This is a genomic window from Streptomyces sp. AM25 (genome assembly GCF_058146165.1).
In genome coordinates this window covers 1-26,709 of record NZ_JBKIWN010000005.1, presented here as the reverse complement: position 1 = coordinate 26,709, position 26,709 = coordinate 1, and the positions used below count along the sequence as shown (strand labels likewise).

23 protein-coding genes and 2 pseudogenes are annotated in these 26,709 nt (G+C 70.0%); 13 read left to right on the top strand and 12 right to left on the bottom strand.

Annotation, left to right across the window (positions count from 1 at the left end):
- The first annotated feature begins 5 nt into the window (after positions 1–5).
- Positions 6–1,079, top strand: a complete 1,074-nt coding sequence (locus tag ACLHRZ_RS07645; RefSeq protein WP_490417514.1) for an alpha/beta hydrolase — start codon at positions 6–8, stop codon at positions 1,077–1,079.
- On the opposite strand, the pseudogene ACLHRZ_RS07640 reads toward ACLHRZ_RS07645, so the two are convergent.
- A pseudogene (locus ACLHRZ_RS07640) lies at positions 1,037–1,216 on the bottom strand (hypothetical protein); the annotation flags it as partial. The gene ACLHRZ_RS07645 and the pseudogene ACLHRZ_RS07640 overlap by 43 nt on opposite strands.
- Before the next feature lie 338 nt (positions 1,217–1,554).
- The gene (locus tag ACLHRZ_RS07635) at positions 1,555–1,716 is read right to left on the bottom strand and encodes a hypothetical protein (RefSeq protein ID WP_490417513.1); all 162 of its coding nucleotides are present in this window, start codon (positions 1,714–1,716) and stop codon (positions 1,555–1,557) included.
- 89 nt (positions 1,717–1,805) lie between these two features.
- Here ACLHRZ_RS07635 and ACLHRZ_RS07630 point away from each other — a divergent pair, with 89 nt between their 5' ends.
- Positions 1,806–2,087 (top strand): acylphosphatase, encoded by a 282-nt coding sequence (locus tag ACLHRZ_RS07630; RefSeq protein WP_490417512.1) that lies wholly within the window; start codon positions 1,806–1,808, stop codon positions 2,085–2,087.
- A 19-nt stretch (positions 2,088–2,106) separates the two neighbouring features.
- On the opposite strand, the gene ACLHRZ_RS07625 is transcribed toward ACLHRZ_RS07630, so the two are convergent.
- The 4 genes from ACLHRZ_RS07625 to ACLHRZ_RS07610 are packed head-to-tail and all read right to left on the bottom strand — an operon-like array spanning position 2,107 to position 5,692.
- Entirely contained in the window at positions 2,107–3,486 is a 1,380-nt protein-coding gene (locus ACLHRZ_RS07625) for a GntP family permease (protein ID WP_490417511.1), read from the bottom strand.
- Between the two features lie 19 nt (positions 3,487–3,505).
- Positions 3,506–3,910, bottom strand: coding sequence for a RidA family protein (locus tag ACLHRZ_RS07620; protein ID WP_490417510.1), 405 nt, complete (start codon positions 3,908–3,910; stop codon positions 3,506–3,508).
- Between the two features lie 4 nt (positions 3,911–3,914).
- Positions 3,915–4,679, bottom strand: coding sequence for an IclR family transcriptional regulator (locus tag ACLHRZ_RS07615; RefSeq protein ID WP_490417509.1), 765 nt, complete (start codon positions 4,677–4,679; stop codon positions 3,915–3,917).
- Positions 4,676–5,692: a sugar kinase gene (locus ACLHRZ_RS07610; RefSeq protein WP_490417508.1), complete on the bottom strand. Its 1,017-nt coding sequence runs from the start codon at positions 5,690–5,692 to the stop codon at positions 4,676–4,678. Before ACLHRZ_RS07610 ends, ACLHRZ_RS07615 begins: the two co-directional genes overlap by 4 nt.
- 203 nt (positions 5,693–5,895) lie before the next feature.
- Between ACLHRZ_RS07610 and ACLHRZ_RS07605 the strand changes: the two genes are divergently transcribed.
- The 4 genes from ACLHRZ_RS07605 to ACLHRZ_RS07590 all read left to right on the top strand — a co-directional run bounded on the left by ACLHRZ_RS07605 (position 5,896) and on the right by ACLHRZ_RS07590 (position 10,948).
- On the top strand, positions 5,896–7,167 hold the full coding sequence (locus ACLHRZ_RS07605; RefSeq protein ID WP_490417507.1) for an amino acid deaminase: 1,272 nt from the start codon (positions 5,896–5,898) through the stop codon (positions 7,165–7,167).
- A gap of 420 nt (positions 7,168–7,587) precedes the next feature.
- Positions 7,588–9,189, top strand: coding sequence for an N-acyl-D-amino-acid deacylase family protein (locus ACLHRZ_RS07600; protein ID WP_490417506.1), 1,602 nt, complete (start codon positions 7,588–7,590; stop codon positions 9,187–9,189).
- 76 nt (positions 9,190–9,265) lie between these two features.
- The gene (locus tag ACLHRZ_RS07595) at positions 9,266–10,477 is read left to right on the top strand and encodes a pyridoxal phosphate-dependent aminotransferase (protein ID WP_490417505.1); all 1,212 of its coding nucleotides are present in this window, start codon (positions 9,266–9,268) and stop codon (positions 10,475–10,477) included.
- 75 nt (positions 10,478–10,552) lie between these two features.
- Complete coding sequence (locus tag ACLHRZ_RS07590) at positions 10,553–10,948, top strand: SCO4983 family protein (protein ID WP_490417504.1); 396 nt, start codon at positions 10,553–10,555, stop codon at positions 10,946–10,948.
- A 126-nt stretch (positions 10,949–11,074) separates the two neighbouring features.
- Here the strand turns inward: ACLHRZ_RS07590 and ACLHRZ_RS07585 are convergent, their stop codons facing one another.
- Positions 11,075–12,907 (bottom strand): phosphoenolpyruvate carboxykinase (GTP), encoded by a 1,833-nt coding sequence (locus tag ACLHRZ_RS07585; protein WP_490417503.1) that lies wholly within the window; start codon positions 12,905–12,907, stop codon positions 11,075–11,077.
- 257 nt (positions 12,908–13,164) lie between these two features.
- On the opposite strand from ACLHRZ_RS07585, the gene trhA reads away from it, so the two are divergent.
- The 3 genes and pseudogenes from trhA (at position 13,165) to ACLHRZ_RS07570 (ending at position 16,532) form a co-directional block, all read left to right on the top strand.
- Entirely contained in the window at positions 13,165–13,929 is a 765-nt protein-coding gene (trhA, locus tag ACLHRZ_RS07580; protein ID WP_490417502.1) for a PAQR family membrane homeostasis protein TrhA, read from the top strand.
- Positions 13,930–14,624: 695 nt separating this feature from the next.
- A pseudogene (locus ACLHRZ_RS07575) lies at positions 14,625–15,863 on the top strand (RNA-guided endonuclease InsQ/TnpB family protein); the annotation flags it as partial.
- Positions 15,864–15,890: 27 nt separating this feature from the next.
- Positions 15,891–16,532: a TetR/AcrR family transcriptional regulator gene (locus ACLHRZ_RS07570; protein ID WP_490417761.1), complete on the top strand. Its 642-nt coding sequence runs from the start codon at positions 15,891–15,893 to the stop codon at positions 16,530–16,532.
- Positions 16,533–16,630: 98 nt separating this feature from the next.
- Here ACLHRZ_RS07570 and ACLHRZ_RS07565 read toward each other — a convergent pair whose 3' ends face one another.
- The gene (locus tag ACLHRZ_RS07565) at positions 16,631–18,667 is read right to left on the bottom strand and encodes a thioredoxin domain-containing protein (protein ID WP_490417501.1); all 2,037 of its coding nucleotides are present in this window, start codon (positions 18,665–18,667) and stop codon (positions 16,631–16,633) included.
- Between the two features lie 579 nt (positions 18,668–19,246).
- Here ACLHRZ_RS07565 and ACLHRZ_RS07560 point away from each other — a divergent pair.
- Genes ACLHRZ_RS07560 through ACLHRZ_RS07550 form a run of 3 tightly spaced genes read left to right on the top strand, consistent with a single transcriptional unit; the run spans position 19,247 to position 21,293 of the window.
- Positions 19,247–20,230: a hypothetical protein gene (locus ACLHRZ_RS07560; RefSeq protein ID WP_490417500.1), complete on the top strand. Its 984-nt coding sequence runs from the start codon at positions 19,247–19,249 to the stop codon at positions 20,228–20,230.
- A complete protein-coding gene (locus tag ACLHRZ_RS07555; protein WP_490417499.1) occupies positions 20,227–20,382 on the top strand; it encodes a hypothetical protein in 156 nt (51 codons plus the stop codon). The genes ACLHRZ_RS07560 and ACLHRZ_RS07555 overlap by 4 nt, the downstream gene beginning before the upstream one ends.
- On the top strand, positions 20,379–21,293 hold the full coding sequence (locus ACLHRZ_RS07550; protein WP_490417498.1) for a hypothetical protein: 915 nt from the start codon (positions 20,379–20,381) through the stop codon (positions 21,291–21,293). The genes ACLHRZ_RS07555 and ACLHRZ_RS07550 overlap by 4 nt, the downstream gene beginning before the upstream one ends.
- Positions 21,294–22,121: 828 nt before the next feature.
- Here ACLHRZ_RS07550 and ACLHRZ_RS07545 read toward each other — a convergent pair.
- The 4 genes from ACLHRZ_RS07545 to ACLHRZ_RS07530 all read right to left on the bottom strand — a co-directional run bounded on the left by ACLHRZ_RS07545 (position 22,122) and on the right by ACLHRZ_RS07530 (position 25,150).
- Positions 22,122–22,931 (bottom strand): phosphotransferase, encoded by an 810-nt coding sequence (locus tag ACLHRZ_RS07545; RefSeq protein WP_490417497.1) that lies wholly within the window; start codon positions 22,929–22,931, stop codon positions 22,122–22,124.
- 20 nt (positions 22,932–22,951) lie between these two features.
- Positions 22,952–23,923 (bottom strand): radical SAM/SPASM domain-containing protein, encoded by a 972-nt coding sequence (locus tag ACLHRZ_RS07540; RefSeq protein WP_490417496.1) that lies wholly within the window; start codon positions 23,921–23,923, stop codon positions 22,952–22,954.
- Between the two features lie 323 nt (positions 23,924–24,246).
- Positions 24,247–24,588 carry a DUF7848 domain-containing protein gene (locus ACLHRZ_RS07535; protein ID WP_490417495.1) on the bottom strand — a complete coding sequence of 114 codons (342 nt, stop codon included), beginning with the start codon at positions 24,586–24,588 and terminating at the stop codon, positions 24,247–24,249.
- 295 nt (positions 24,589–24,883) lie between these two features.
- A complete protein-coding gene (locus ACLHRZ_RS07530) occupies positions 24,884–25,150 on the bottom strand; it encodes a hypothetical protein (RefSeq protein WP_490417494.1) in 267 nt (88 codons plus the stop codon).
- Positions 25,151–25,298: 148 nt separating this feature from the next.
- On the opposite strand from ACLHRZ_RS07530, the gene ACLHRZ_RS07525 reads away from it, so the two are divergent.
- Positions 25,299–26,465: a helix-turn-helix domain-containing protein gene (locus ACLHRZ_RS07525; RefSeq protein WP_490417493.1), complete on the top strand. Its 1,167-nt coding sequence runs from the start codon at positions 25,299–25,301 to the stop codon at positions 26,463–26,465.
- The last annotated feature ends 244 nt before the right edge of the window (positions 26,466–26,709 follow it).

Below are 26,709 nucleotides of genomic sequence, written 5' to 3'. Positions count from 1 at the left end.
GCAGCGTGATCAGAAGGCTCGCCGTGCTCGTCTCAGCCCTCGGGCTGTCCCTCATACCGATACTCGGAACAGCCCCGGCCCAGGCGGCCGAGCCCGCCCCGGGCCCGCCGGTCCTGGCCGACGGATACGGCCTCACCCAGGTCGGCTCCGCCACTGGCACCGCCAACGACTTCACCGTCACCGTGACGACACCCCAAGTCGCCGACACTCACCCCGTCCGGATCATCCTGCCGAGCGACTACAACGCCGATCCGGCCAAGCGCTACCCGGTGCTGTACTTCCTCCACGGCTCACCGGACGACCCGAGCCACCAGGGTGTTCCGGCCTTTTTCAAGACCAAGTCGATGATCACGGTCATCCCTGACGGCGGCCGGCGCGGCTGGTACGCCAACTGGCGTGACCAGGACACCGCCGCCGGCGCGCAGAACTGGGAGAACTTCCACATCGACCAGGTGATCCCCTTCATCGACGCCAACCTCCGCACGATCGCGGCCAAGAAGGGCCGGGCCGTGGCGGGCGTCTCCATGGGCGGTTTCGGCGCCTTCCATTACGCCCAGGACCACCCCGAACTGTTCAGCCAGACCGCCTCGTTGTCCGGTGACATCGACTTGTCCGTCGACTCCATGGACCTGCGCCTGGCCGTCGTCGCCTCGCTCACCAACGGCCTCGGCGCGTTCTGCGGCAACATCATCGGCGACTGCAACAGCCCCTTCGGCCCGACCGTGTCGAGCGACGCCCTCTTCGGCTCGCCGTACCCGGTATTCAACGCCGACCGGAAATGGAACGACGTCGATCCGTCCCGCCACATGGACAGGCTGAAGGGCAAGGACGTCGGCGTCTCGATCTACGTCGGGAACGGCAACGGCAATCCCGTCGAACCGGAATTCTGGCTCGAAGGTGCGTCCAAGCACGTGAAGGACAACATGGACGCCATCGGAATGCCCTCCTACTACGTGGACTACGGCAACGGTGCCAACTGGGCCCCGAACTGCAACGGCGGCCACAACGGCTACTGCTGGGCCCGTGACCTGGAGGACTACATCCCGCGCCTGGAGCAGGCCTTCGCCTCCGCCTCCTGAGCGCGCCCGCTGAGGCGGTCCTGCAGCCGGGCGTGCCGGAACTGGTAGACGGCACCGGCCTGGCGCAGCACGCCGCGTCGGTGGGCGTCGTCGAGAAAGGCGCCCACCGACCACGGCAATCGCCCCGCCAACGGCACCGGATCCTGCACCCTCCACCGCTGCTCTTCGCTCCGCCACCGTTTGCGCAGCGAATCGGCGAGCCGATCCGCGGCATCGTCCAGCACGGCCTTGGGCCTCGGAGGCGGCGGCAGCCCGATGTGCACCGAACCGGTGATCGTCCCGGCCTGGATCACAGGCCCGTGCACAGTGGCCCCGCGCACCGCGTTGTGCGTCGCGCGGCCGCGCGCGACCCGCCCCCACGCCATGGCCCAGATGGTGAGGCGATGTGCTTGAAGGTGTCAACCCGGCTCTGCGGTGGAGATGTTGATGCCTCTCCGGCCGTGGCCGAAGAGGCAGGACACGGAAGGCGGGGCGCTCAGAGCGACGGCAACTGCGGCAGTGGCACCGGCAACGTCGGCAATGTCGGCAGCGTCGGGGTCGGCGGAAGCGGGTCGGACGCCGAAGCGACACCGCCCAGGGCCACAGAGAGCACGGCGGCCAGAGCAGCCGCGCCGAGAAGTCTGGCAAATGCGGTCATCTGATTCACACTCCCTGCATGGTCGTGCGCGTACCCCTTCCACGCTACGCAGGTCGCCCGAGGGCGCAAACGAGGGCAGAGTTGTCTGCATGATCCGCAAACGCGTCACCGTCTCCGGCCTGGTCCAGGGCGTGTTCTACCGGGACACCTGCCGCAGCGAGGCCCAGGCACACGGCGTGGCCGGCTGGGTACGCAACCGGTCCGACGGCACTGTCGAGGCCGTCTTCGAAGGCCCCGCGGAAGCCGTCGACCGCATGGTCCGGTGGTCCCACCACGGCCCCGCCCGCGCCGACGTCCGGTCGGTCGAGGCGAACGACGAACCCCCGCAGGGCCTGACGGGCTTCGAAGTCCGGCCCACACCAGGCCCGTAGCCTGCGGCACAAGCCTGCGTCACACCAGCAGGCTCAGCACCCCCGCCGCCCCGAACCCCGCGACCGACAGCACCGATTCGAGCACCGTCCACGACAGCAGCGTCTCCCGCTCCGGGATGCCGAAGTACTTCGCCACCATCCAGAAGCCCCCGTCGTTCACGTGCGAGGCGAAGACCGAGCCGGCCGAGATCGCCACGATCACCAGGGCGGCGTGCGGTGGGGACGGGTGGGCCGCCGCCAGTACCGGGGACACGATGCCCGCCGTCGTCACGATAGCCACCGTCGCCGAACCCTGCGCCACCCGCAACGCGGCCGACAGCAGCCACGCCAGCACCACCACCGGCAGGCCCGCCGTGTCGCACAGGTCCGCCACCGCCTGGGCCACGCCGCCCGCCTTGAGGACCGCGCCGAAGATCCCGCCCGCGCCCACGACCAGCAGGATGTTGCCGACGGGCTTGAGCGACGCCGTCGACAGCGCCTCCAGCGACGCCCGCGACCAGCCGCGCCGGAAGCCCAGCAGCCAGTAGGCGAGGAACAGCGCGATCGTCAGCGCCACGAAGGGGTGCCCGAAGAACTCCAGCACCGAGCGTGCCGTCCCGGGAGCCAGCGTCACCGAGGAGAACGTCGAGAGGAGGATGAGGAGCAGTGGGGTGCCTATCACCGTCAACAGCACGGCCAGCGGCACCGGTTGTTCCTGCTGTTCCTGCTGTTCCTGTTGTTCCTGTGGGGCGGGGATCTGCTCCTCCAGTACCCCCTCCGGTATCGGGACGTTCACGCGCCTCGCTATCCACGCCGCGTACGCCCACGCCGCCAGCACCGCCGGTATGCCCGTCAGCGCGCCCATCAGGACCACCCAGCCCAGGTCCACGTGCAGCAGGCCCGCCGCCGCGACCGGGCCGGGGTGGGGTGGGAGGAAGGCGTGGGTCATCGAGAGGCCGGCCAGCATGGGCAACGCGTACCGCAGGATCGATCCGCCCCCGCGCCGTGCCGTCGCGTACACCACCGGGGCCAGGACGAAGATGCCCACGTCGAAGAAGACCGGGATGCCGAACAGCACCCCGGTCAGGCCCATCGCCAACGGTGCGCGACGCTCTCCGAAGAGCGTCAGCAGGCGGCCGGCCAGCGCCTGGGCGCCGCCCGAGGCCTCCAGGACGGAGCCCAGCATGGTGCCGAGTCCGATGATGACGGCGACGTGGCCGAGGGTGCCGCCCATGCCCGCTTCGAGGAGCGGGACGGCGTCCGACTTCTGGACGGTGCCGAAGAGTTGGGTGACGGAGAGGCCCGATCCCAGCCCCACGGCGATGGAGACGACCAGCAGGGCCACGAACGGCTGGAGTCTGACCTTGATGATCAGGAAGAGGAGGAGACCGACCCCCAGTGCGGCTATTGCCAACAGCATCCCGGCCTGCCCCGGTGTCTCAGCCCAGGACCGCGAGCGCGTCGATCTCGATCAACAGGCCCTTGGGCAGGCCGACGTAGACGGTGGTGCGGGCGGCGGGCGGGCCCTGGAGGGTGGCGAAGTAGTCGTCGTAGATAGTGTTCATCTCGGCGAAGTGGGCGGTGTCGGTGAGGTAGACGCGCAGCATCAGCACGTCCTCCCAGCTCGCGCCGCCCGCCTCCAGGACGGCCTGGACGTTGGTGAGGGTCTGGAGGGTCTGTTCGCGGAGGGTCGGGCCCGCGACGACGGGGGCCTGGCCCTCCATTGCGGGCAGGAAGCCGACCTGGCCGGCGACCTGGAGGATGTTGCCCTTGCGCACGCCGTGGGAGAACTTGGCGGGCGGGGTGGTGTGGCCGGTCGGCGTGACGGCGATCTTGACGGTCATTCGGTCACCTCGGTGCGTGGGTCGGTGGGGTGCGTCCCGCGTGGTCCGCGCTGATCGCCTCCGCGGTGCGGCGCACCAGCGGGAGCAGGGCGAGGAGTTCGTCGGCGGTGACGACGACGTTGGGCGCGGAGACGGAACAGGCTGCGACGACGCGTCCGTCCACACCGTGGACGGGGGCGCCGATGCAGTTGATGGACTCCTCGTGGCCGCCGAAGTCGGTGGCCCAGCCCTGTGCGCGGACGGTCGCCAGTTCCTTGAGGAATGCGGCGGCGTTCGGGGTCGAGCGGGGAGTGTACGCGGGGTAGTCGAGGCGTTCGGCGACGGCGCGCCGTTCGGGCTCGGGAAGGCCGGCCAGCAGGAGTTTGGCGACGGCGGCGACGGTGATGGCGACGGGCTTGCCGATGCGGGAGTACATGCGCACCGGGTAGCGGCTCTCGATCTTGTCGATGTAGACGACCTCGCCCTCCTCGTGGACCGCCAGGTGGACGGTGTGGCCGCAGAGTTCGTTGAGGGCGACGAGGTGCGGGTGGGCGGTCTCACGGATGTCGAGGCCCTCGGCGGCCTGCTGGGCGAGGGCGAACAGGCGGGCGCCGAGGCGGTAGCGCTGGTCCTGCTGCCGGTGGACCATGCCGTGGGCGTGCAGGGTGCGCAGCAGGCGCAGTGCGGTCGACTTGTGGACGCCGAGCCGCTGCGCGACCTGCTCCAGGTTGGCGGGGCCCTCGGCGAGCAGGGGCAGGATGCTGAGGGCGCGGTCGACGGTCTGGCTCATGCGGCGGGTCCTGAGTGTCGGGCGATGCGGAGGGCGTTCCAGGCGGTGTCGTCCAGTGCGGCCAGCCGGTCGGCGAGGTCGCGGGCGGGGGGCTCGCCGAGGTCGCCGGGCACGGTGAGCGCGGCTGCGGCCGTCAGGTGGCCGTGGCGGAGCCGTGCGGGCAGCGGGAGTCCGCGCAGGGTGGCGGAGAGGAACCCGGCGGCGAAGGCGTCGCCGGCGCCCACGGGGGCGACGACGTCGACGGCGGGGGCGGGGACGACGACGGCTCCGCCGTCCCGCGCGAAGGCCGTCGCTCCCTGTGCCCCGTGCTTGACGACCAGGAGGCCGGGTTCGGGCAGGGCGGCCCGGATCGCGGCGGCGCCGTGCAGGCCCCAGGCCGCTTCCGCCTCGTCCTCGCCGACGAAGACCAGGTCGCAGCGGCGGGCGAGGTCGGCGAGGACGGCGGGGCCTTCGGGGCTGCTGCGCCACAGGGCGGCGCGGTAGTTGACGTCGAAGGAGAGCAGGGGGCGGCCGGGGGCGCGGGCGGTCAGGTGGCGGAGCAGGTCGCGGCACCCGGCGGAGAGGGCCGCCGTGATGCCGGTGAGGTGCAGGATGCGGCCCGACCAGGCGGTTTCGCGCGGTACGAGTGCGGGGGACATCGCGGAGGCGGCGGATCCGGCGCGGTAGTAGGCGACTTCGGAGAGGGAACGGTCGGCGGCCAGGGTGGTGGCCCGCTCCCCCGCCGTGCGGAAGTAGACGCCGGTGGGGCGGTCCGGGTCGCGCTGGACGGCGGAGACGTCGACCCCGTGGGCGGCGATGGCGTCCACCAGGTGCGTACCGAAGCCGTCCGCGCCGACCCGGCCGATCCAGCGGGTGCGGTGCCCGCAGCGGGCCAGCGCGCAGGCCACGTTGGACTCGGCGCCGCCGATGCCGCGCTCGAAGGCGGGGACGTCCGCGAGGGGGCCGGGGCGCACGGGGCGGAAGGCGACGAGGGATTCGCCGAGGCACACGACGTCGGTTCTGGCTGTGCTCACCGGCCCCTCCGTCCGTCTGTCACGGTTCTGCTCAGCGTGATCGCGCCCCGACGTTTCCCGCTCCCGCGGAGCGCTCGACACCGTTGACCCGGTACTCGCGGGGATGTTAGACAGCGACGAGCGTCACACGCAACGGGCGTTGCACATATTGCAACGCGCCTCGTGCTCTTCGTGCTTCACTTCGTGCTTCACAGGGAGGCCCCATGTCCGACGCCGTCGCCCGCCTCGCCCTGGAACGGGTCGACCACCGCTTCAAGGGGCTTCCTCCGGATGCGGAGGGCCGCACGGTGGGCGAACTGGCGGCCGAACGGCGCTCGCTGTTCACCGGCGGGTTCACCGCGCCCGTGCTCGTCCTCTCCGCCGAGGCGCTCGATCACAACCTGCGCGTCATGGAACGCTGGTCCGCCGGGCACGGTCTGGCCTTCGCCCCGCACGGCAAGACGTCCATGGCGCCGCAGCTCTTCGAGCGCCAGATCGCACACGGCGCGTGGGGCATCACGGCCGCCACGATCTCCCAGGTGCGCGTCTACCGCGCCTTCGGGATCCGGCGGATCTTCCTCGCCAACGAGGTCGTGGACGCGGCGGCGCTGCGCTGGCTCGCGGGCGAGCTGACCGCCCACCCGGACGTCCGACTGGTCCTGTACGTCGACTCGGTGCGCGGCGTCGAGCTGATGGACGCGGCCCTGCGCACCGCCGGGGCCGCCCGCCCGCTCGACGTCGTCGTCGAACTCGGCGTCCAGGGCGGCCGCACGGGCGCCCGCACGGAGGCGGAGTGCGAGGCCGTCGCGGACGCGGTCGCGGCCACGGGCACCCTGCGACTGGTGGGCGTCTCCTGTTACGAGGCCGAGGTCCCGGACGCGAACGCCGAGCGCGTCGGCGCCTGGCTGCGCCGGCTCGTCGCCCTGGCCGCCGCCTTCGACAAAGCGGGCCGCTTCGCAGGCACCGAGGAGATCGTCGTCAGCGCGGGCGGCAGCGCGTGGTTCGACGCGGTGGGCGAGGCCTTCGCGGAACTGCCGCCCCTGTCGGCGCCGGTGCTGAAGCTGCTGCGGTCGGGGGCGTACATCACGCACGACGACGGGCAGTACCGCAACAAGACGCCGTTCAACCGCCTTGTGGGCGAGGGTGACTTGCAGCCGGCGTTCCGGCTGTGGGCACAGGTCGTCTCCTGCCCGGAACCGGGCAAGGCGTTCCTCAACGCCGGCAAGCGGGATGCACCGTACGACCTCGGCCTGCCGGAGGTCCACCTCGTCCGCTCGGCCCGGGACGGCGCGGTGCGGCCCGCCTCCGGCATGACGATCACGGCCCTGGCGGACCAGCACGCGTTCGTCGCCCTGGAACAGGGCGCGGAGCTGGAGGTCGGCGACTGGGTGGGGCTCGGGGTGTCGCACCCGTGCACGACGTTCGACAAGTGGCAGTTGATCCCACTCGTGGAGGAGGACGGGACGGTGACGGAGTTCGTGCGGACGTTCTTCTAGGGCGTGTCCGATGGGTCGGTGCGGGTCCTGCGGTGTCTGGTGCGGTGGATCGCAAGGCGGAGCATCATCCGCGTACTGGGCGTACTCGGGTGATGCGACAACGCGGCGAGGCGCCGTACCAGGCGCCGCAGGGCCCGTGCCGACCCATCGGACACGCCCTAGGGCCCCGGTCCCACCCTTTCGCCGCTTCCTGGGGGCGAGCCCCCAGTCCCCCTCTACGACTGCGGGTCCGTCGTGGCTGGTCGCGCAGTTCCCCGCGCCCCTTCGGGGCACGTACCGCACCTCGTGGTGTGGGCAGGCGTTCCGCAGGGCTGGGGGCACCTCCCAGCGGTAGCTGGGGGAGGGTGGGCACAACCCGACCACCGGCCGCAACCACCCCGCGGCCACCCCGTGTTACCCGCACACAGGAGGCACCCCGCCATGGACACCGTCCTCCGCAACGCCCGCGTCATCGACGGCACGGGCGGCCCGTCGTACCGGGCCGACGTGGCCCTGCACGAAGGCCGCATCGCGGCAATCGCCCGTGAGGGCAAAGGCCCGCGCCCCTCAGCACCCCGCACCCTGGACGCCACAGGCCTGGCGCTGGCGCCCGGCTTCATCGACATGCACGCCCACAGCGACCTGGCCCTCCTCACCGACCCCTCCCACGAGGCGAAAGCCGCACAAGGCGTCACCCTCGAAGTCGTCGGCCAGGACGGCCTGTCGTACGCACCCGTCGACGACCGCACCCTCGCCCGGGTCCGTGCCCAGATCGCCGGCTGGAACGGTGCGGGCCGCGACGCGGACTTCACCTGGCGCACGGTCGGCGAATATCTCGACCGCCTGGACGCCGGCACCGCCGTGAACGCCGCCTACCTGATCCCCCAGGGCACCGTCCGGATGCTGGCCGTCGGCTGGGAGGACCGGCCCGCCACCGAGGCCGAGACCGCGCACATGCAGGCGCTCGTCGCCGAGGGCCTCGAACAGGGCGCGGTGGGCCTGTCCTCGGGGCTCACATACACCCCGGGCATGTACGCCACCGATGCCGAACTGACCGCGCTGTGCCGGGTGGTGGCCCGGTACGGCGGCTACTACTGCCCCCATCACCGTTCGTACGGCGCGGGCGCCCTCGCCGCGTACGCCGAGATGATCGACGTCACCCGCACCGCCGGGTGCGCCCTGCACCTGGCGCACGCCACCCTCAACTTCGAGGTGAACAAGGGCCGGGCCGCGGAGTTGCTGGCCCTGCTCGACGCCGCGCTCGCCGAGGGTGCGGACATCTCGCTGGACACGTACCCCTACACCCCGGGCTGCACCACGCTCGCCGCCATGCTGCCGGGCTGGGCGAACGAGGGCGGTCCGGAGGCCGCGCTGGCGCGGCTGGCGGACGACGGCACCGCGGCCCGGATCCGGCACGCGATGGAGGTGGAGGGTTCGGACGGGTGTCACGGGGTGCCCATCGACTGGGAGACGATCGAGATCTCCGGGGTGGCCCGCCCGCATCTCGCCGGTCACGTCGGGAAGAGCGTCGCCGCATCCGCCCGCGAGCGCGGCGAGGAGCCGTGGGCGACGGCGCGGCGGCTGCTCCGCGAGGACCGGCTGGGGACGACGATCCTGCAGCACGTCGGCCACGAGGAGAACGTCCGGGCGATCATGCAGCACCGGGTCCACACGGGCGGAAGCGACGGCATCCTGCACGGAGCGAAGCCGCATCCGCGCGCCTACGGAACGTTCCCGCACTACCTCGGCCGGTATGCGCGCGAGCTGGGCGTGCTCTCCCTGGAGGAGAGCGTGGCGCATCTCACGTCCCGTCCTGCGGCCCGGCTGCGGCTGCCCGACCGGGGTCTCGTACGGGAGGGACACCGCGCCGACCTCGTACTCTTCGATCCGGAAACCGTAGCCGCCGGCTCCACTTTCGAAGCCCCGAGGGTGCTTCCGACCGGCATTCCTTTTGTCCTCATCGACGGTCGCTTTGTGATGAAAGACGGGCGCCGGACAGACATCCTCGCGGGCCGCTCGGTGCGGCGCACTCCGGCGGGCTGATCCGCGGCCGGCGGGCGCCGGAAGTGGGGTCGTAATGCCCGAGCGCCGGGCGCGCGGCGCCCTTAAGGTGGCCGTCATGCAGGTGATCCAGTCAACGAAGCTCGCCAACGTCTGCTACGAAATCCGTGGCCCGGTGCTCGAGGAGGCAACGCGGCTGGAGGCAGCAGGGCACCGCATCCTCAAGCTGAACACCGGCAACCCGGCGATCTTCGGGTTCGACTGCCCGCCGGAGATCCTCGAGGACATGCTGCGCAACGTCGGCAACGCCCACGGCTACGGCGACGCCAAGGGCCTGCCGGCCGCCCGGCGCGCGGTGGTGCAGCACTACGAGACCAAGGGCATCGAGCTCTCCGTCGAGGACGTCTACCTCGGCAACGGCGTCTCCGAGCTGATCCAGATGTCGATGCAGGCCCTGCTCGACGACGGCGACGAGGTCCTCGTGCCGGCCCCGGACTACCCGCTGTGGACGGCCTCGGTCTCGCTCGCGGGCGGCACGGCCGTGCACTACCGCTGCGACGAGCAGGCGGACTGGATGCCGGACCTGGCGGACATCGAGCGCAAGGTCACCGACCGCACCAAGGCGCTCGTCATCATCAACCCCAACAACCCCACGGGTGCGGTCTACGACGACGAGATGCTGCGCGGCCTGACGGAGATCGCCCGCCGCCACAACCTGATCGTCTGCTCCGACGAGATCTACGACAAGATCCTCTACGACGGCGCCACCCACACCCCGACCGCCGCCATCGCCCCCGACCTGCTGACCCTCACCTTCAACGGCCTCTCCAAGGCCTACCGGGTGGCCGGCTACCGCAGCGGCTGGATGGCGGTCTGCGGCCCGAAGGCCCACGCCGAGAGCTACATCGAGGGCCTGACGATCCTCGCCAACATGCGGCTGTGCGCCAACATGCCCGCCCAGCACGCGGTGGCCACGGCCCTCGGCGGCCGGCAGTCGATCAACGACCTGGTACTGCCGGGCGGGCGGCTGGTGGAGCAGCGCGACGTGGCGTACGAACTGCTGACGCAGATCCCGGGCGTCAGCTGCGTCAAGCCGAAGGGCGCGCTGTACGCGTTCCCGCGACTCGACCCCAAGGTCTACAAGATCAAGGACGACCGGCAGATGGTGCTGGACCTGCTCCGCGCCGAGAAGATCATGGTCGTCCACGGCACGGGCTTCAACTGGCCGGAGCCGGACCACTTCCGCCTGGTCACACTGCCCAGCACCAAGGACCTGGCGGACGCGGTGACCCGGATCGGGAACTTCCTGGACGGCTACTCCCAGGCCTGATCGCTTTGATTCCGGGACAACTTTAGACGCCGTCTAAGTTAGGATGGCCTTCAGAGGTAATTTTGGAGGCCATCCATGTACGAGCCGATCCGCACGAAGTCGGTCCATACGCACGGCCCTCACCGCGGCCCGCACCGCTCCCGCCAGGAGGAACTGGACGCGCGGCTGGCCTGGCATCTGACCGCACTGCTCACGGTCACGGACGAGCTGCGCGCCGTGGCGCCTGCGGCCGGGCTCGACGAGGCCGGGTGCCGCTTGGCGCGGCAGGTGGAACGTCTGCGGGGAGCCGCACCACTGCGGGCGGTGCCGACCGTTGCCGGGGGCACACCCGTCACGGCTCTGCACCAGCGAGCCCACATGCTGGCGGGCCAGGCACTGGTGGTCGCCACAGGACGCGGCGACGAGGAGGGCGCGGCACTTGCCGCGGAACGCATGCAGGCGCATGCGGAAGCGCTGGGCATCACGGAGTGAGCGCCCCTTAAGGGGCGCGGGGCTCTGCTGAATTTGCGGCTCCGCCGCGCGGGCGCGAGCAACCGCAGCCGACGCCGCAGTCGACTCACAACGGGGCCTGGGGGCTTGCCCCCAGACCCCCGCCCGTCAGCCGAGGCGCTGCACCAGCGCCCGGTACTCGTCCCACAGCTCCTTCGGCGTGTGCTCACCGAAGGTGTTCAGGTGCTCCGGCACCAGCGCCGCCTCCTCGCGCCACACGTCCGCGTCGACGGTGAGGAGCAGGTCGAGGTCGGCCTCGGAGATGTCGAGGCCCGCCGTGTCGAGGGCGGCCTTCGTCGGCAGGATGCCGATCGGCGTCTCGACGCCCTCCGCGCGGCCGTCGATGCGGTCGACGATCCACTTCAGCACGCGGCTGTTCTCGCCGAAGCCCGGCCACACGAAGCGGCCGCCCGCGTCCTTGCGGAACCAGTTGACGTAGTAGATCTTGGGGAGCTTGGACTGGTCCCCCTTGGAGATCGCAGCCTGGCCGACCTCGAGCCAATGGCCCATGTAGTCGCCCATGTTGTAGCCGCAGAACGGCAGCATGGCGAACGGGTCGCGGCGCAGCTCGCCGACCTTGCCCTCGGCGGCGGCGGTCTTCTCGGAGGCGACGTTGGCTCCGAGGAAGACGCCGTGCTGCCAGCTGAGGGACTCGGTCACCAGCGGGACGGCGGTGGCGCGGCGGCCGCCGAAGAGGATGGCCGAGATCGGCACGCCCTTGGGGTCCTCCCACTCGGGCGCGATGATCGGGCACTGCGAAGCCGGCACGGTGAAGCGGGCGTTGGGGTGGGCGGCGGGGGTGCCGCTCTCCGGCGTCCAGTCGTTGCCCCGCCAGTCGGTGAGGTGGGCGGGCTGCTCCTCGGTCATGCCCTCCCACCACACGTCGCCGTCGTCGGTGAGGGCGACGTTGGTGAAGATCGAGTTGCCCCAAAGGGTCTTCATGGCATTGGCGTTGGTGTTCTCGCCGGTGCCGGGGGCGACGCCGAAGAAGCCGGCCTCGGGGTTGATGGCGTAGAGGCGGCCGTCCTCGCCGAAGCGCATCCAGGCGATGTCGTCGCCGATGGTCTCCACCGTCCAGCCGGAGACGGTGGGTTCGAGCATGGCGAGGTTGGTCTTGCCGCAGGCGGAGGGGAAGGCGGCGGCCACGTACTTGGACTCGCCCTGGGGCGGGGTGAGCTTGAGGATGAGCATGTGCTCGGCGAGCCAGCCCTCGTCCCGCGCCATGACGGAGGCGATGCGCAGGGCGTAACACTTCTTGCCCAGCAGGGCGTTGCCGCCGTAGCCGGAGCCGTAGGACCAGATCTCGCGGTCCTCGGGGAAGTGCGAGATGTACTTGGTGGTGTTGCAGGGCCAGGGGACGTCCTCGGACCCCTGCTCCAGCGGGGCGCCGACCGTGTGGACGGCCTTGACGAAGAAGCCGTCCGTGCCGAGCTCGTCGAGCACGTCCCGGCCCATGCGGGTCATGGTGCGCATGGAGACGGCGACGTAGGCGGAGTCGGTGATCTCGACGCCGATCGCGGACAGCGGCGAGCCGAGCGGGCCCATGCAGAAGGGCACGACGTACATGGTGCGTCCGCGCATGGAGCCGCGGAACAGGCCCTTCTCCCCGGCGAAGATCTCCCGCATCTCGGCGGGCGCCTTCCAGTGGTTGGTGGGGCCCGCGTCCTCCTCCTTCGCGGAGCAGATGAAGGTGCGGTCCTCGACGCGCGCCACGTCACTCGGGTCGGAGGCGGCGTAGTAGGAGTTGGGGCGCTTGACCGGGTCGAGCTTCCGGAAGGTGCCCTTGGCGACGAGCTCCCCGCACAGGCGCTCGTATTCCGCTTCCGAGCCGTCGCACCAGACCACGCGGTCCGGCTGGGTGAGGGCGGCGATCTCGTCGACCCAGGAGAGCAGCTCCTGGTGGTGGGTGGGGGTGGTGGGAGCCGCACTGATGCGCGCCACGATCGCTCCGTCCCGCCGGGTCCACACTGCCCGGCGTCAGATGTTGAGGGTGGAACGGACTCGGGCCGGAACGCCGGAAAGTCCGCCTTTGCACACTGTCGCCCCTTGGGGGCTGCGACCCAGACGCTTCGTGACCGCTCATCCGGTGCCGCCCGCACTCATTTGATCATCCGACTCCGTTCAGCTTCTGTCCAGGGGGCACCCCCGTGACCATCGCCACGTGGTACTGATCCGTAACCTACGGTTGCGTAGGTAGCATGACGCCCATGACTCCCGCGCCCGACGCAGCGTCCACCGCGTCCTCCGCTTTCGCCGGTGCCGCGAACGCCGCCTCCACCGACGCCCCTGCCCCCGGCGCCCCGCAGGATTCCACTTCGACCCCGGCCCCGGCCAAGCCGCGGCTGCGCGGCTGGCTGCACGCCGGAATGTTCCCCGCCGTACTGGTGTCCGGCGTCCTGCTGACCGCCCTGGCCGACAGTCCCCGCGGCCGGATCGCCTGCGCCGTCTACGTGTTGAGCGCCTGCCTGCTCTTCGGCATCAGCGCGCTCTACCACCGCGGCAACTGGGGTCCGCGCGCGGAAGGCGTGCTCCGCCGCCTCGACCACGCCAACATCTTCCTGATCATCGCGGGCACCTACACCCCGCTGACCATGCTGCTGGTCCCCGGCAGCAGGGGCCGGATCCTGCTGTGGGCGGTCTGGGCGGCGGCGGCCGCCGGCATAGCCTTCCGCGTCTTCTGGGTCGGCGCGCCCCGCTGGCTCTACACCCCCTGCTACATCGCCATGGGCTGGGCCGCCGTCTTCTTCCTCCCCGACTTCCTGCGCAAGGGCGGCATCGCCGTCCTCGTCCTGGTGATCGTCGGCGGCCTGCTCTACAGCGCGGGCGGGGTGATCTACGGGATCAAGCGCCCCAACCCCTCGCCGCGCTGGTTCGGCTTCCACGAGGTCTTCCACTCACTCACCCTGGCCGCCTTCGTCGCGCACTACGTGGGCATCTCACTCGTCGCCTATTCGCACGCCTGACGCACCGCGCGCACCGCGCTCCCGACGGACCTTTCGCAGTGGCCGCGGCCTCGAGGCCGCGGCCACTCGCCATGCCAGGCCCCCGATCCCCGCCACGGCCACGGCCAGCACCGCGATCTCACCGGCGATCACATACCCCGCGACACACAGCACCACGAGCAGTGCATAGACGACGCCACTCATCAACGACCCCCTCTTTCCAGGCTTTTCGGTCTCACTGACCGTTCCCCTGCCCTGCACACAGGGTCACACACCCCACTGACAATCAGGGCGCCGTCAAGATCGACCGGCGGACACGGCGCCCTGCCCGGCACTGCGGCTTCCGCTGGAACACCGCGGCCGCGACCCTCATCACCTTCCTGCGGCTGCCCGTCACCTTCGGCATCATCCCCGCTATCGACGGCGCCCTCGGCACCCTCCCCCTCGAGCGCGCGGGCAGCGGCTCCGGGCTGCTGATGACGCTCCGCCAGATGTCCGGCGCGGTCGGGGTGGCGGCGCTGGACAGTCTGATCGCCGGCGTCCACCGCGGCCGACTCGGCTCCCTCAGGCCGGGGTTAGCGCGCCCTCGGGCCATGCCCGGCCGCCAGGCCGGGCGTTTTGGCGGATTCATGGATCTCTATCATGGAGCTACGTGTTTGTCTGCTAAATCCATAAGCATTCTCCGCGGTCATGGAACGGGCGATACGGTCCTGTGTGTGCAGCTCCGGTACAACTTCCGCGTGTATCCCGGGTCTTGTCAGCGCGTTGCGCTGGCGAAGGCGTTCGGGTGCGCTCGCGTGGTGTTCAACGACGGGCTCCGTGCCCGGCAGGAGGCCCATGCGGCGGGGCTGCCGTACATCAAGGACACCGACCTGCAGAAGCAGGTCATCACGCTCGCGAAACACACCGAGGAGCGGGCGTGGCTGTCCGAGGTGTCCTCAGTGGTGCTGGTGCAGTCCCTGCGGGATCTGCACACCGGCTACCGGAACTTCTTCTCCTCGCTCACCGGCAAACGCAAAGGACCGAAGATCGCGCCCCCGCGTTTCAAGTCCCGCAAAGACCGCAGGCAGTCGATCCGGCTCACCGCGAACGGTTTCAGTATCCGGCCGAACGGCCGCCTTTACGTGGCGAAGGTCGGCGATCTGCGGGTGAGGTGGTCGCGCACGCTGCCCGCCACCCCGACGTCCGTGACAATCACCATGGACGCTGCCGGGCGGTACTGGGCCTCGTTCGTCGTCGACACCGTCCCGGACATCCTTCCCGAGGCCGGCACGGCTACCGGGATCGACCTGGGCCTGAACCATTTCGCCGTCCTCTCCGACGGCCGTAAGATCGCCTCCCCCAGGTTCCTGCGCCGGGCCGAGAAGAAGCTCAGGCGCATGCAGAAGGCCCTCAGCCGCAAGGCCAGGGGCAGCAACAACTGGGACAAGGCCCGCAAGAAGGTCGCACGCCAGCACGCCCGCGTGGCGGACCGGCGCCGGGACTGGCAGCACAAGCTCTCCACCCAGATCATCCGCGACAGCCAAGCGGTGTTCGTGGAGACGCTCTCCGCCAGGGCCCTCGGCCGTACCCGGCTCGCCAAGTCCGTGCACGACGCCGGATGGACCCAGTTCGTCGCCATGCTGGAGTACAAAGCCGCCGGACATGGCCGGACCTTCGCCAGAGTGGACCGGTCGTTCCCGTCGTCACAGGTCTGCTCGGCCTGCGGCTTCCGGGACGGACCCAAGCCCCTCCACGTCCGCTCATGGACATGCGCCAGCTGCGGCACCCGACACGACCGGGACCACAACGCAGCCAAAAACGTCCTGATCGAAGGACGCCGGATCGTCGCCGCCGGACGGGCGGAGACACTAAACGCCTCGCCGAGCACAGGTAAGACCGGGGCCCCGGTCCCGGCACAGCGCGTTGAAGCAGGAAGCCACCGAGACGGTCAGCCGACCGTGGTAGGAATCCCCGCCTTCAGGGCAGGGAGCGCGTCAACGATGCCTGAGAATGCCCCCATGGCCTCAGCACAGACGTCCTCCCCCGCACAGCCCGGCCCCGGACTCGGGCTCCGCGAGCGGAAGAAGATCCAGACCCGGCAGGCGATCCGGCATGCCGCCTACCGGCTGTTCGAGAGGCAGGGCTACGACGCCACGCCGGTCGACCAGATCGCCGAGGCCGCGGACGTCTCCCCCAGCACGGTCTTCCGCTACTTCCCGACCAAGGAGGACATCGTCCTCACCGACGAGTACGACCCGGTGATGGAGGCGGCCATGCGGGCACGCCCGGCCGACGAGACCCCGGTCGTGGCGATCCGGCACTGCCTGCGGGAGTCTCTGCAGCACGTCGTCGACACGGACATCGTCGAGCTGCGGCAGCGCACGAAGCTGATCCGCGAGGTCCCGGCCCTGCGGGGCCGCGCCGCGGAGGGGCAGGCGGAGTCGGCGGTCATGCTGTGCCGCGTCCTGGCCGAGCGGACGGGGAGAACCCCGGACGACCTCGAAGTGCGGATCGTGATCGCCGCGGTGCTCGGGGCGATGCAGGAGGCGATGATGCACTGGGTCGACACGGGGCAGACCGAGGATCTGGCGGCCCTGTTCGACAAGGCGCTGGACGTACTGGGGCGCGGGCTGACGTTGTGAGCCGGCGCCCCGGGCGCCCCGTAAGGGGCGCGGGGAACTGCGCGACCGGCCACGACGCACCCACAGTTGACGTCCCCCGGGGTTTTGCCCCGCGCCCCTTACGGGGCACCCAGCTTCTCCGCCAGGAGCTTCGCGTCCACCGTCGGCGCGTCGCACGTGAAGTGCCGGCACACGTACGCCGCCGGCCGCCCGTCCAGCAGGTCCCGCCCCTCCAGGAGCGGCACCTCCACCGGGGCCGCGCCCGGTTCGCCCAGGGCCACCACCGCGCCCGGGGCCGGGGACAGCAGGGCCGTGCGGTGGAGTTCACGCGTGCCGGGGTGGTCGCCGGGGCCCACCACCGCCACCTCGCGGGGGCCGTCCAGCAGGGCCTCCGTCACCGCCAGGCCCCAGCCGATGAACCGCGGGGCCCGCGGGGCGAGGGTGCGGACGACGCCCAGCGCCTTCTCGGCCGCCTCGCGGTGCGGGGCGCTGCCCGTGTACGCCGCGTAGGACAGGAGCGCTCCGGCCGCGGCCGTCCAGCCGGACGGCACGGCGTTGTCGGTGGGGTCCTGCGGGCGGCGGATGAGCGCCTCGGCGTCGTCGGCGGTGTCGTACAACGTGCCGTCCTCCGCCGTGAAGCGGATCAGGACGGTGTCGAGGAGCAGGCCCGCGAAGTCGACCCAGACACCCTCGCCGGTCACGGCGGACAGGGCGAGGAAGCCCTCGGCGACGTCCGCGTAGTCCTCCAGGACGCCCGCATGGCCGCCCGCGGTGCCGTCCAGCGAGGTGCGGAAGAGCCGGGCCTGCCAGTCCATGTGGGTACGGACGAGCAGGTCGGCCGCGTCCGTGGCGGCCTGGACCAGGTCAGGGCGGTCGAAGTACGCGCCGCACTCGGCGAGGGCCGCGACGGCCAGGCCGTTCCAGGCGGCCACCACCTTGTCGTCCCGGCCGGGGCGCGGCCGCGCCTCGCGCGCGGCCAGCAGCCGCTCCCGCACGGAGGCGAGCCGTGCGGCGTCCAGGAGCTCCTCGGTGTCGGGGAGTTGGAGCACGGAGGCGCCCTCCTCGAAGGTGCCCTCCTCCGTGACGCCGAAGTGGACGGCGGCCAGGGCCGCGTCCTGCTCGCCCAGCACCGCGCGCAGCTGCTCGGGCGTCCACACGTAGTACGCGCCCTCGACGTGCCGACCGGTGCTGTCGTCGCTGTCGGCGTCCAGCGCGGACGCGAACCCGCCCTGGTCGGTGCGCAGTTCGCGGATCATGAAGTCCGCGGTCTCCAGGGCGATGCGCCGGGCCAGGCCGGACCCGGTGACGCGCCACAGGTGCGCGTAGACGCGGCACAGCAGGGCGTTGTCGTAGAGCATCTTCTCGAAGTGCGGCACCGTCCAGGTGGCGTCCACCGCATAACGGGCGAAGCCGCCGCCGAGCTGGTCGTAGATCCCGCCGCGCGCCATGGCCTCGCAGGTGGCCTGCGTCATCTCCAGGGCCGCCGCCGAGCCCGTGCGGGCGTGGTGGCGCAGCAGGAACTCCAGCGTCATGGACGGCGGGAACTTGGGTGCCCCGCCGAAGCCGCCGTTGACCGTGTCGAAGTCGCGGGTCAGGCCCAGCAGCGCGGCGTGCGCCTCCTCCTCGCCGGGTGCACGGGAGGTGTCGACGGTGAGGGTGCGCTCGGAGAGGTCGCGCACGATGCGCTGCGCGACCTCGCCCACTTCGTCGCGCCGGTCGCGCCAGGCGGCCCGCACGCCCTCCAGCACCTGCGGGAAGCCGGGCATGCCGTGGCGCGGGGCCGGCGGGAAGTAGGTGCCGAAGTAGAAGGGCTCGGCCTCGGGCGTGAGGAAGACGGTCATCGGCCAGCCGCCCTGCCCCGTGGCGGCCTGGACGGCCTCCATGTAGACGGCGTCGACGTCGGGCCGCTCCTCGCGGTCGACCTTGACCGCGACGAAGTGCTCGTCGATCAGCGCGGCGACCGCGGGGTCCTCGAAGGACTCGTGGGCCATCACGTGACACCAGTGGCAGCTCGAATACCCCACGCTCAGCAGCACGGGCACGTCCCGCCGCCGCGCCTCCGCGAAGGCCTCGGGGGACCAGGGCCACCAGTCGACCGGATTGTCGGCGTGCTGGAGAAGGTAGGGGGACGTCTCGTGCGCCAGGCGGTTGGACATGGGTCCATCCTGGCGCACGGGACATCACCCCGCCCCGTAAGGGGCGCGGGGAACTGCGCGATCAGCCCAGGACGGCCCGCAGCCGAAGATCAGGCCGCACCCTTGTCCCCCTGAACCGCACCGGCCCCCTCCGAATCCTCGACGAAGTCGACCCGCTTCATGTGCTTGTTCATGCTCTTTAAGCAGGTGACGAACCGTCTGTGCAGGTCAGAGCGCTCCATACGGGCTCTGACCTGTACAGATACCGTTTCAGAGCGTTTCACAGCGTCCCACGTTTTGCGGGCTCGAACCCCCCAAGTTCTCCCCCGCGCTCCCCCGATTCTCCCCAGATTCCCCCCAGGTTCGAGACCGGAGCGTGCCCCCGCCGGCGCCCCCTGGCGGGGGCAACTCGCGTCCAGGGCGGCCTCGAAGTCCCAGCCGATCATGGGGTACGGTGCCACGCATCAGGTTGCTTCGTGCCAGAAACGGAGCGACCCCCGGAGGTGCTGGTAACACCGACCGGGGGTCTTCACCACGAGGTCGCTAGGAGACCCCGGGATGCTTAGGCATGCTATCTCGCCTGCGCGGTTCTATTCGCAGGTGCCCAACGAGATCATTCGGCACCCCCGCCTGTCGTCGGACGCAGTCCGGCTGCTGGCCTGGGCGCTGTCCCTGCCGGACGAGGCGCTGGAACCGCTGTCGAAGACGGCGCAGCGGGCCTCCATCGGGAAGTCCGCGGTTACCCGGGCCAAGCGTGAGCTTGTTGCCGAGGGCTTTCTTCACGAGTGGCGCCGGCAGGCCGACGGGGGCCGCTGGGTCACGGACCAGATGATCAGCAACGTGCCGTTGACGGCCGCTGAGGCCGAAGCGGTCCGGGACGGGCGTCCGAGTGCCCCGTCTCCGGCCACCGGTGAGCCGAGCCGCCGGGCCGCCGGCCGCTCCCCTAAGAAGACTGAGAAGAAGACCTGCAACCTTCCCACCCCTGCCCCTTCGGATGAGCCGGAGCCCAGCACCGACGGCGCTCCTGCGGTAGCGGGGCGGGAGGGGGAAAGCTTCTCCGTCACGGCGCAGAGCCCGGTGTGCCCGGTGCCGCCGCCGGTGGAGCGCGGCGGGCTCGCTCTCGCTGCTGTCACGCATGCCGAACCACGTCTTCGTCTCTCCGGTCGGGACGTGGAGAAGCTTGCGCCCCTGGCCGGCGAGTGGTTCCAGCGTGGCGGCGGCATGCCGGACCTTCGCGAGGCGTTGACCTCGGGACTGCCGGACGTGGTGCGCAGCCCGGCCGGGCTGGTGCGCGACCGCCTGACGCGGAAAATGCCGTCTGCGGCGACCTTTGCTGAGCAGCATGAGGCCGACCGTCGCGCGGCTGCTGCGGCTGCGGGCCCGCGTGTGGCGCAGATGCGGGAGTGCGCCGGGGAGCACGTACAGCCGCGCCTTTTCCGGCCGGTGGACGGCGAGACGCTGTGCCCGTCGTGCCGCTGTGTGAACGCTGACGCCGGTGCCGTTGACGCCATCGATGCCGCGGTGCGCGGCGGCGCAGCCGTCCGTGAGCTGCTGCGTGCGCGCCGGGCGGAGGTGGCGGCGTGAACTACTACGGGCCTCTTGAGTGTTGGGACTGCGGCGACGACGCCGGGCCGTTCGTCCGCGTCCGTGGACAGTTCCTGTGTGAGACGTGCGATGACGCGGGCAACGCGGTCCTCGCCAGGCTGCGGGCGCAGGCGACGGAGGCGGGGCAGTGACCGACGAACGGATGCCCTGGTACCAGTGGCTCGTCCTGGCCAGCGCGCTCGCGATGTCCGCGCCGGGCGAGTATGACCTTGCGGTGGCCGCGGGCTGGGTACCGGCCGTGGCCTGGGTAATGCCCGTGGTGGTGTCGGTGTACGGGGCCGTAGCGGCCTACGCCGCTAGGAAAGTGCCGAAGGGCACGCCGGCACGGCGCTCAGCAGTGGCCGGCGCCCTCGCGGCCCTCGTGCTGGCCCTGGCCTTCCAGGTGACCGCGCACCTGATGGCTGCCGGGTACGTTCACGAGTCCGCATGGCTGGTGGCCGCCGTGTCCGCAACCCCGCCAGTCGTGGTGGCGCACCTGATGCACATGCCACACCCGACGGCCAGAGTGGCCGGTAGTTCGGCCGCTGCGACGGTGAAAAAGGCGAAGGCCATGGCTACTTCAGAGGCTGGTGGCCACCCGGCCGGGACGGCCGCCGGTACGGAGGCCGTGGCCGACGGCCCCGGGGCAGCTGCGGACTCGGCGGCCGTGAACGGTTCGCCGACCGCGGCCACAGTGGCCGCTGATGAGTCGGCGGCCATCCCGGAGTCAGTGGCCGCGGCCGCCGCAGCGGCCGGTGGCCGCCTGGTGGATGTGGCCACCCAGCCGGTAGCCACGGAGGCGGTGGCCAGGGAGGACACCTGCGAACCGGACACGCTCCCTGGCCTTGCTCTGGTGGCCTCTGACGGGCAGCCAGCCGCTGCCAGTAGCGGCCGAGGACACTGGGGCAACCGTGGCCGGAGCGTACCGGATGCTGCCACGATACGCGCGGCCATGGCCGACCTGGAGGCGCGTGGAGTCACGGTCACCGGCGAGACGCTGGGCGCCCACTTCGGGGTGGCCGCCCGGACGGGGCGGCGGTACATGGCCAACTCGGCAGCTTAGGGCATCTCCGATTGGTTGCGAGAAGACCTCTATCGTTCACTCAATCACTCAACAGCGCCGTCCGGGACGTTCGCTCAACTTCGCGGCTGTACCGACCTTGCTTGCGGCCTGGTGGGTTCGCGAGACGTGCCGGAAGCCGCCAGCCGGACCCTGGCCAAGGTCACCGTGAGGTCCTCGCGCATCCGCTGCGCGTCGGCGAATTGCCTACGAGCGTGATCGCTCATCCTCTGGGCCCGCTGGAGTACCGCGCACCGCTCTGATGTCGGCGGCATCCGCACTCACCCCCTATCTCACCAGAGGGCCCCATACTCCCCCGGGGCGCTGTCGAAGGTAGGGCCCACTGGGCCAAGAGGCGGAGCCGGCTGGCCCGATCGCCAACAGGTACCGGAAGCAGCGTCCGGACCGGCATACAACGTCACCGAACACCACTTTTGGTGCAGGGCCCGCGGACCCTTGTTGGAGCAGTGGTGCTGGCCAGGCGTCCCCGGCCAGCACCGGCTGCCCTGGCCGGCCAGAACAGCCGAGCCCTGAGAGACCGCCGGCCCGGGGTCCGGGGGCACGACTAGGTGCACAGCCCTACGGCCGGCCCACGGTCTCGGCTCGCCCCCAGTATCCACCGCGCCGTGGGATGCTGCGGCAGATTCGGACACTGGCATGGCCATCTCCTCGAACTCCGCCAGTACAACCCTCCGCCCAGACCACCCCGGCCGCGAACGGAGCAACGCGGCCCCCATTCCATTGCCCGAGTAGTCCCATATGACCTGTAGAAAGCAGGCCCTCCCCAGTGCTCCGGGAAGGGCCCGTGCGCGACCGGACAAGGGGTGCTTTCTACGCCCCGACGATGCCTCGGTGGTCCGCCCACGCCTGTCCCGCATCCGCCATGGCCATCAGCCACGACTCATCGGGACGTCGGTTGGCGATAGCACGAGCCATCCGCAGATCGGCCATGGCGAACACATCGATCGCCTTCGGGTCTGCGTTCGCCCATGCCGAGCATCCAGCAGCCCAAGACTCGGCGGACTCAGGAGAGTGGCCGGCTGAGATCAGCTGCACGACGAAACAGGCCGGATCGATGAAGGCAGGCCCGCACGTAGGCCATCCCCAATCGATGATCCACGAGCCTGCATCCCCTACCGTCAAGTTGGATGGGTTGATGTCGGTGTGAAGCAGGGAATCACCGCGGAGAAACGGCAGCTCGTCTTCGCTACTCGCGTACGCGTCCCACCGGTCCTCCCGCCAGTCCCGAGCGACGTCGGGCAGCTCTAGAGCCGACGCCCGGTTGAGGAGATCCACGGCGAGAGGCAGATCCGGCGATCCCGGTTCGAAGTCCAAGCCGCGCTCTTCGATCACTTCGAACGCGAGGATGATCCATCCGACGTCGTCTCCGCCATCAATGCTCCACAGCAGCGAAGGCGAGAGAGGCGTCACGTAGGGATTGATCTCCCGTTCTCGGAGAATGGAGTCCCGTCGTCCTCCCGGCTGGTTGAACACGGCCTTGACGAAGAACGAGCCCTTCTCACTGTTGATGACCGCAGCGAAGTCCGAACTGAACCCCCGGTCCGGAACCCGAACATGGGTGACTTCTCCGGTGTGCGGGTAGATCAGCGCTCGGAAGTGGCCATCGGGCAGGTCACCCACGTCGGGACTCCTCGGTTACGTCAGTTCTTGGGCCTGCATTCGCTGCGCGGGGTCCCCGGGCCGCACTCCGCATTCGGCTCGCACCCACGCGGGTCGCACGGATTCTTCGGGACACAGTCAGGGTTGCACGGCTTGCTCTGACCGCCGCCCTTGTCCTTACCCCCGCCCTTGCCCTTGCCCCACCCCCAGACCTCTCGGAGAGAGTTCACGGCGTCTGACAGGGTGGGACCGCTCAGGATAGAGGTGAGAGAGTCCTCGCGGACATTGCCGACACCCATCCAGGTGGAGAAGACGCAGGGCGAGACGTTGCCGCTCGGGTCGATCGCAGCCCTGCCGTCACCACACCCGCCACACAGAGCAGACGGGTCCGGCTCCTGGCTGCACGCAGCGCGCCCGAAGGGGCGGACGCGGTCCACACCGATCCGCTGGACGCCGAGCGATTCCAGATCGCGGCGCGCTTCGGCGATCTGCTGATCGGTCTCGCCGACGATGCCGGCGCGCAGCGGGATGCCGAGCCGGACGGCCTTTTCGATGTTCGCCCGGGTCAGGCGGTGGCTGCGCCGCTTCGTCATCGCGTCGTGCTCGTCAGCCTTGGCCGAGTAGTACGACGTGGCGAGCGCGCACCCTTCGCGCTGGAACAGGGTCCAGTGCGACGGAGAGATGTGGACGAGGTTGCTGTACACCTCGACGTCCAGGCCGGTGGTCAGCGCGTGGTCCACCAGCTCCGCGAAGTGCGAGTGCATGGTCGGCTCACCGCCGATGAACTGCACGTCGGTCACGCCGCAGCCGGCGGCCTGGTCCAGGACGCTGATCCAGTCCTCACGGGACATGGTGCCGTGAGTGCCGGTCGGCCCCGACGCGTTGTAGCAGTGATCGCATTCAAGCTGGCATTTCCGGGTCAGGTCCACCCACAGGAATGACGTGGTGATCCGCTCGGCGGGTAACGCTGGTGTCGCCATGCTCGTGCCCTTCCACTCGTTGACGTGGATCAACGCAGGGCCCTGCCCTGCGTCGTCGTGCACTTGCTGGCCCGCCCGGCCGACTCCCCTTCGCGGAACGTGCGACCAGGCGAGCGTCTGTGGGGCTCGCTAGCCCCGGTTCTTCTTCGCGTCCTTCTCCGCTGCTCGTCGCTCCGCGCGGTTCCCGTGCGGATTGGGCTCGGCCGTGCGGCTGGACTTGTCTTTGCGGGTGGACATACCGTCCGAACCCGTTCCGACCTTGCCGGCCCTGCGTTGGAAGACCACAGTTCTCCTTGGTTGGTGGGCTGGACCCACCCGGCCGCCGCCCATCGATAAGGGGGCGACCGGGCAGGCATCTAACGGGTTACGCCCGCACGTTCGAGCGCAGGTACTGGCGCGGGGCCGTCCAGGGCTCGGCAGTGCTGGACGGTCTCACCCCGTACCACCTTCGAAGGGTCGAAGTCCTCGGGCGGTTCAAGTTCAGCGAAGTCCGCGAAGAGCCGGCGGTACCGGAGATGGAACGTCTGCTCCGTGTGCTTCTTCATCCACTCTTCGATGTCGTCCGGGTGCCCCTTCCAACCGGACTTCTCACCACAGTCCGACTCGTCACCCGAAACGCATTGGGCCGCGTACTCCGGCCACGCCGTCAGATCTTGGGCAATCTTGAACGGAATGAATCGAAACCATCTGCGCGGCATAGTCATCTCCCCCGCCAACGGACAGACGACTCGACTCGGGCGAGGCGACGCAGAGCCGGAACGCTCGTTCGGTCGGTCTTCCGGCAGACCCTCACGACACTGTTCGGTTTCAATGCCACGGGCACGTGATCAGCGAAGTGCAGGAATCGGACCCGCGTCTCCTGCACCGCTCTCATGTCCTTCACCGGGCGCCAAGCACCATCGATACGGAACAGATCACCGACCCGAACCTGAGACGGCCCGATGATCCACATCCTCATGCCATCCGGCGGCATGGCCTCGCGAGGCGTCTCGCTCACCGACGGCTCGCCTCACCGGCCGCGGCGCCGTCCTCTTCCTGCTCCCAGACCCGGGCACGAACCCACCGGGCGAAGGAGTACGCGTCTCCGGAGCACAGAGTGATGTGCACCAAACCGTGTCCGTTGAGCATGCCGTCCGCCGTCACCTCACCGATCACCCTCATCTCTTTGAGGGCTTCCTCGATCTCCGGTACGGCGTTCTTGGCGATGGTGCGAGCCGATTCCTCTCGGGTCGGCGCATGCTGCTGAGTCGCAGTTCCCATCACTCATCCCCTTGATGTGACTGTCTGCTTACGACCAGTCAACTCCCGTTCGCCCCAGCCGAACTTGCACAGAAGTTGCACAGTGGTGGTGCACCCAGGCGCAGATCCGGGGAACATGGAAGCGACCCACCGCACCGAAGGGGACCTCATGACCCACGAGGAACGTATGCCGGGACCGGGGAAGAACGTCGCTGTCCTCCGCAAGGAGCACAACCTGAGCCAAGTGCAGCTGGCCCGGCGTGCTGGCGTGTCGTTGTCGATGCTGAGCAAGATCGAGGTTGGTGACCGAGCCCTGACTCAGGGGATGGCCGCCGCTCTCGCATCAGCAATGGACATCACTCTCGACGAGGTCTTGGGCAAAGCACCGGTGACGAGTGAGGACAACCTGAGGGAGCTTCGGGCGGCGATGCGCCGCTTCGATCTCGCAGGCGAACCGCCTCGTTCAGTCGCAGACCTGAAGGCCGACCTCGCGAGGCTCACCACACACCGCTTCAACACGGACCTTGCCGAAGTCCTCGCGCTCCTCCCGAGCCTCTTGAGCCGCGCCCAGAACCACGCACACGCCACCGGGACGCCCGAAGCCTGGACACTGGTGGCCGACACGTACAGCACTGTCTATTGGGTGGCGGCCCGTCACAGGTGGCTCGACCTCTGCGAACTGGCTTCCATCAAACAGGTGCTCGCCGCCGAGCGCGCCACGCCGCTGGTGGGGATCGTGGCAGCACGTGACCAGGCAGGCATGTTCCTCAACAATGGGGACTTCGCGGGCGGCCTGGCCGTGGTCGAGCAAGCCATCACGAAGGCGGAGTCCACGCTGAGTGGAGCCGAGCGGGCGTTCGGCCTGGGGTGTCTTCACCTTCGGGGCCTGACCCTCGCAGGCCGACTGCGGGACAAGAGGGCGGCTGATGAGCACATCGCGCGGGCGGAACGATACGCCGCTGAGTTCGATTCCGATGTGATGAAGCATGAGATGCACTTCGGCCCGCAGAACAGCGCGATCCACATCATCTCAACATCGGGTGACCTCAGGAGGCACAGCAAAGCACTTCAGGTCTCCCAGGATCTTCAGCGGCAGGAGATCACGCTTCCCGCGACGCGGGTGGGTCCGATGCACCTGGACACCTCGCGGGCACGCCTGGCCCTCGGGGATCGTGACGGCGCCCTGGAGTCCTTGGAAAGGGCTTGGGATGTTGCTCCGCAACTCGCCAAGGTTCACCCGACGAGTCAGGAGCTGTTCCGTGTGATGGTGTCGCTGCACAAGCGCAGCAACCCGCGGCTCAACAAGATCGCCAAGCGGGTCAAGATCTCGATTTGAGCCCGAGGCCGGGTACGACAAAACGGCCCGCCCCCGACTGCGGGGGCGGGCCGTTGTCGCTGTTCCAGACGTGCAGGCTCACGCCGATTGGTCGGCTTCAGTTGGCAGCCGTGGCCTGCCACAGGGGAATGACGACGCCGAGCAGGGCGATGAGGACAGCCAGGCTGGGCAGGGGCCAGCGGGAGCGTTCCAGAGACGCGAGTCGGCGTTCGTGGTTGTGGGCGCTCATGGAATTGACCCGGGG

Coding starts and splice junctions, on each gene's coding strand:
- ACLHRZ_RS07535 (WP_490417495.1), bottom strand. CDS start 24,588: ATGCCGCGCAGATGGTTTCGATTCATTCCGTTCAAGATTGCCCAAGAT.
- ACLHRZ_RS07630 (WP_490417512.1), top strand. CDS start 1,806: ATGATCCGCAAACGCGTCACCGTCTCCGGCCTGGTCCAGGGCGTGTTC.
- ACLHRZ_RS07570 (WP_490417761.1), top strand. CDS start 15,891: ATGCCTGAGAATGCCCCCATGGCCTCAGCACAGACGTCCTCCCCCGCA.
- ACLHRZ_RS07565 (WP_490417501.1), bottom strand. CDS start 18,667: ATGTCCAACCGCCTGGCGCACGAGACGTCCCCCTACCTTCTCCAGCAC.
- ACLHRZ_RS07590 (WP_490417504.1), top strand. CDS start 10,553: ATGTACGAGCCGATCCGCACGAAGTCGGTCCATACGCACGGCCCTCAC.
- ACLHRZ_RS07600 (WP_490417506.1), top strand. CDS start 7,588: ATGGACACCGTCCTCCGCAACGCCCGCGTCATCGACGGCACGGGCGGC.
- trhA (WP_490417502.1), top strand. CDS start 13,165: ATGACGCCCATGACTCCCGCGCCCGACGCAGCGTCCACCGCGTCCTCC.
- ACLHRZ_RS07635 (WP_490417513.1), bottom strand. CDS start 1,716: ATGACCGCATTTGCCAGACTTCTCGGCGCGGCTGCTCTGGCCGCCGTG.
- ACLHRZ_RS07615 (WP_490417509.1), bottom strand. CDS start 4,679: ATGAGCCAGACCGTCGACCGCGCCCTCAGCATCCTGCCCCTGCTCGCC.
- ACLHRZ_RS07625 (WP_490417511.1), bottom strand. CDS start 3,486: ATGCTGTTGGCAATAGCCGCACTGGGGGTCGGTCTCCTCCTCTTCCTG.
- ACLHRZ_RS07605 (WP_490417507.1), top strand. CDS start 5,896: ATGTCCGACGCCGTCGCCCGCCTCGCCCTGGAACGGGTCGACCACCGC.
- ACLHRZ_RS07595 (WP_490417505.1), top strand. CDS start 9,266: ATGCAGGTGATCCAGTCAACGAAGCTCGCCAACGTCTGCTACGAAATC.
- ACLHRZ_RS07620 (WP_490417510.1), bottom strand. CDS start 3,910: ATGACCGTCAAGATCGCCGTCACGCCGACCGGCCACACCACCCCGCCC.
- ACLHRZ_RS07525 (WP_490417493.1), top strand. CDS start 25,299: ATGACCCACGAGGAACGTATGCCGGGACCGGGGAAGAACGTCGCTGTC.
- ACLHRZ_RS07530 (WP_490417494.1), bottom strand. CDS start 25,150: ATGGGAACTGCGACTCAGCAGCATGCGCCGACCCGAGAGGAATCGGCT.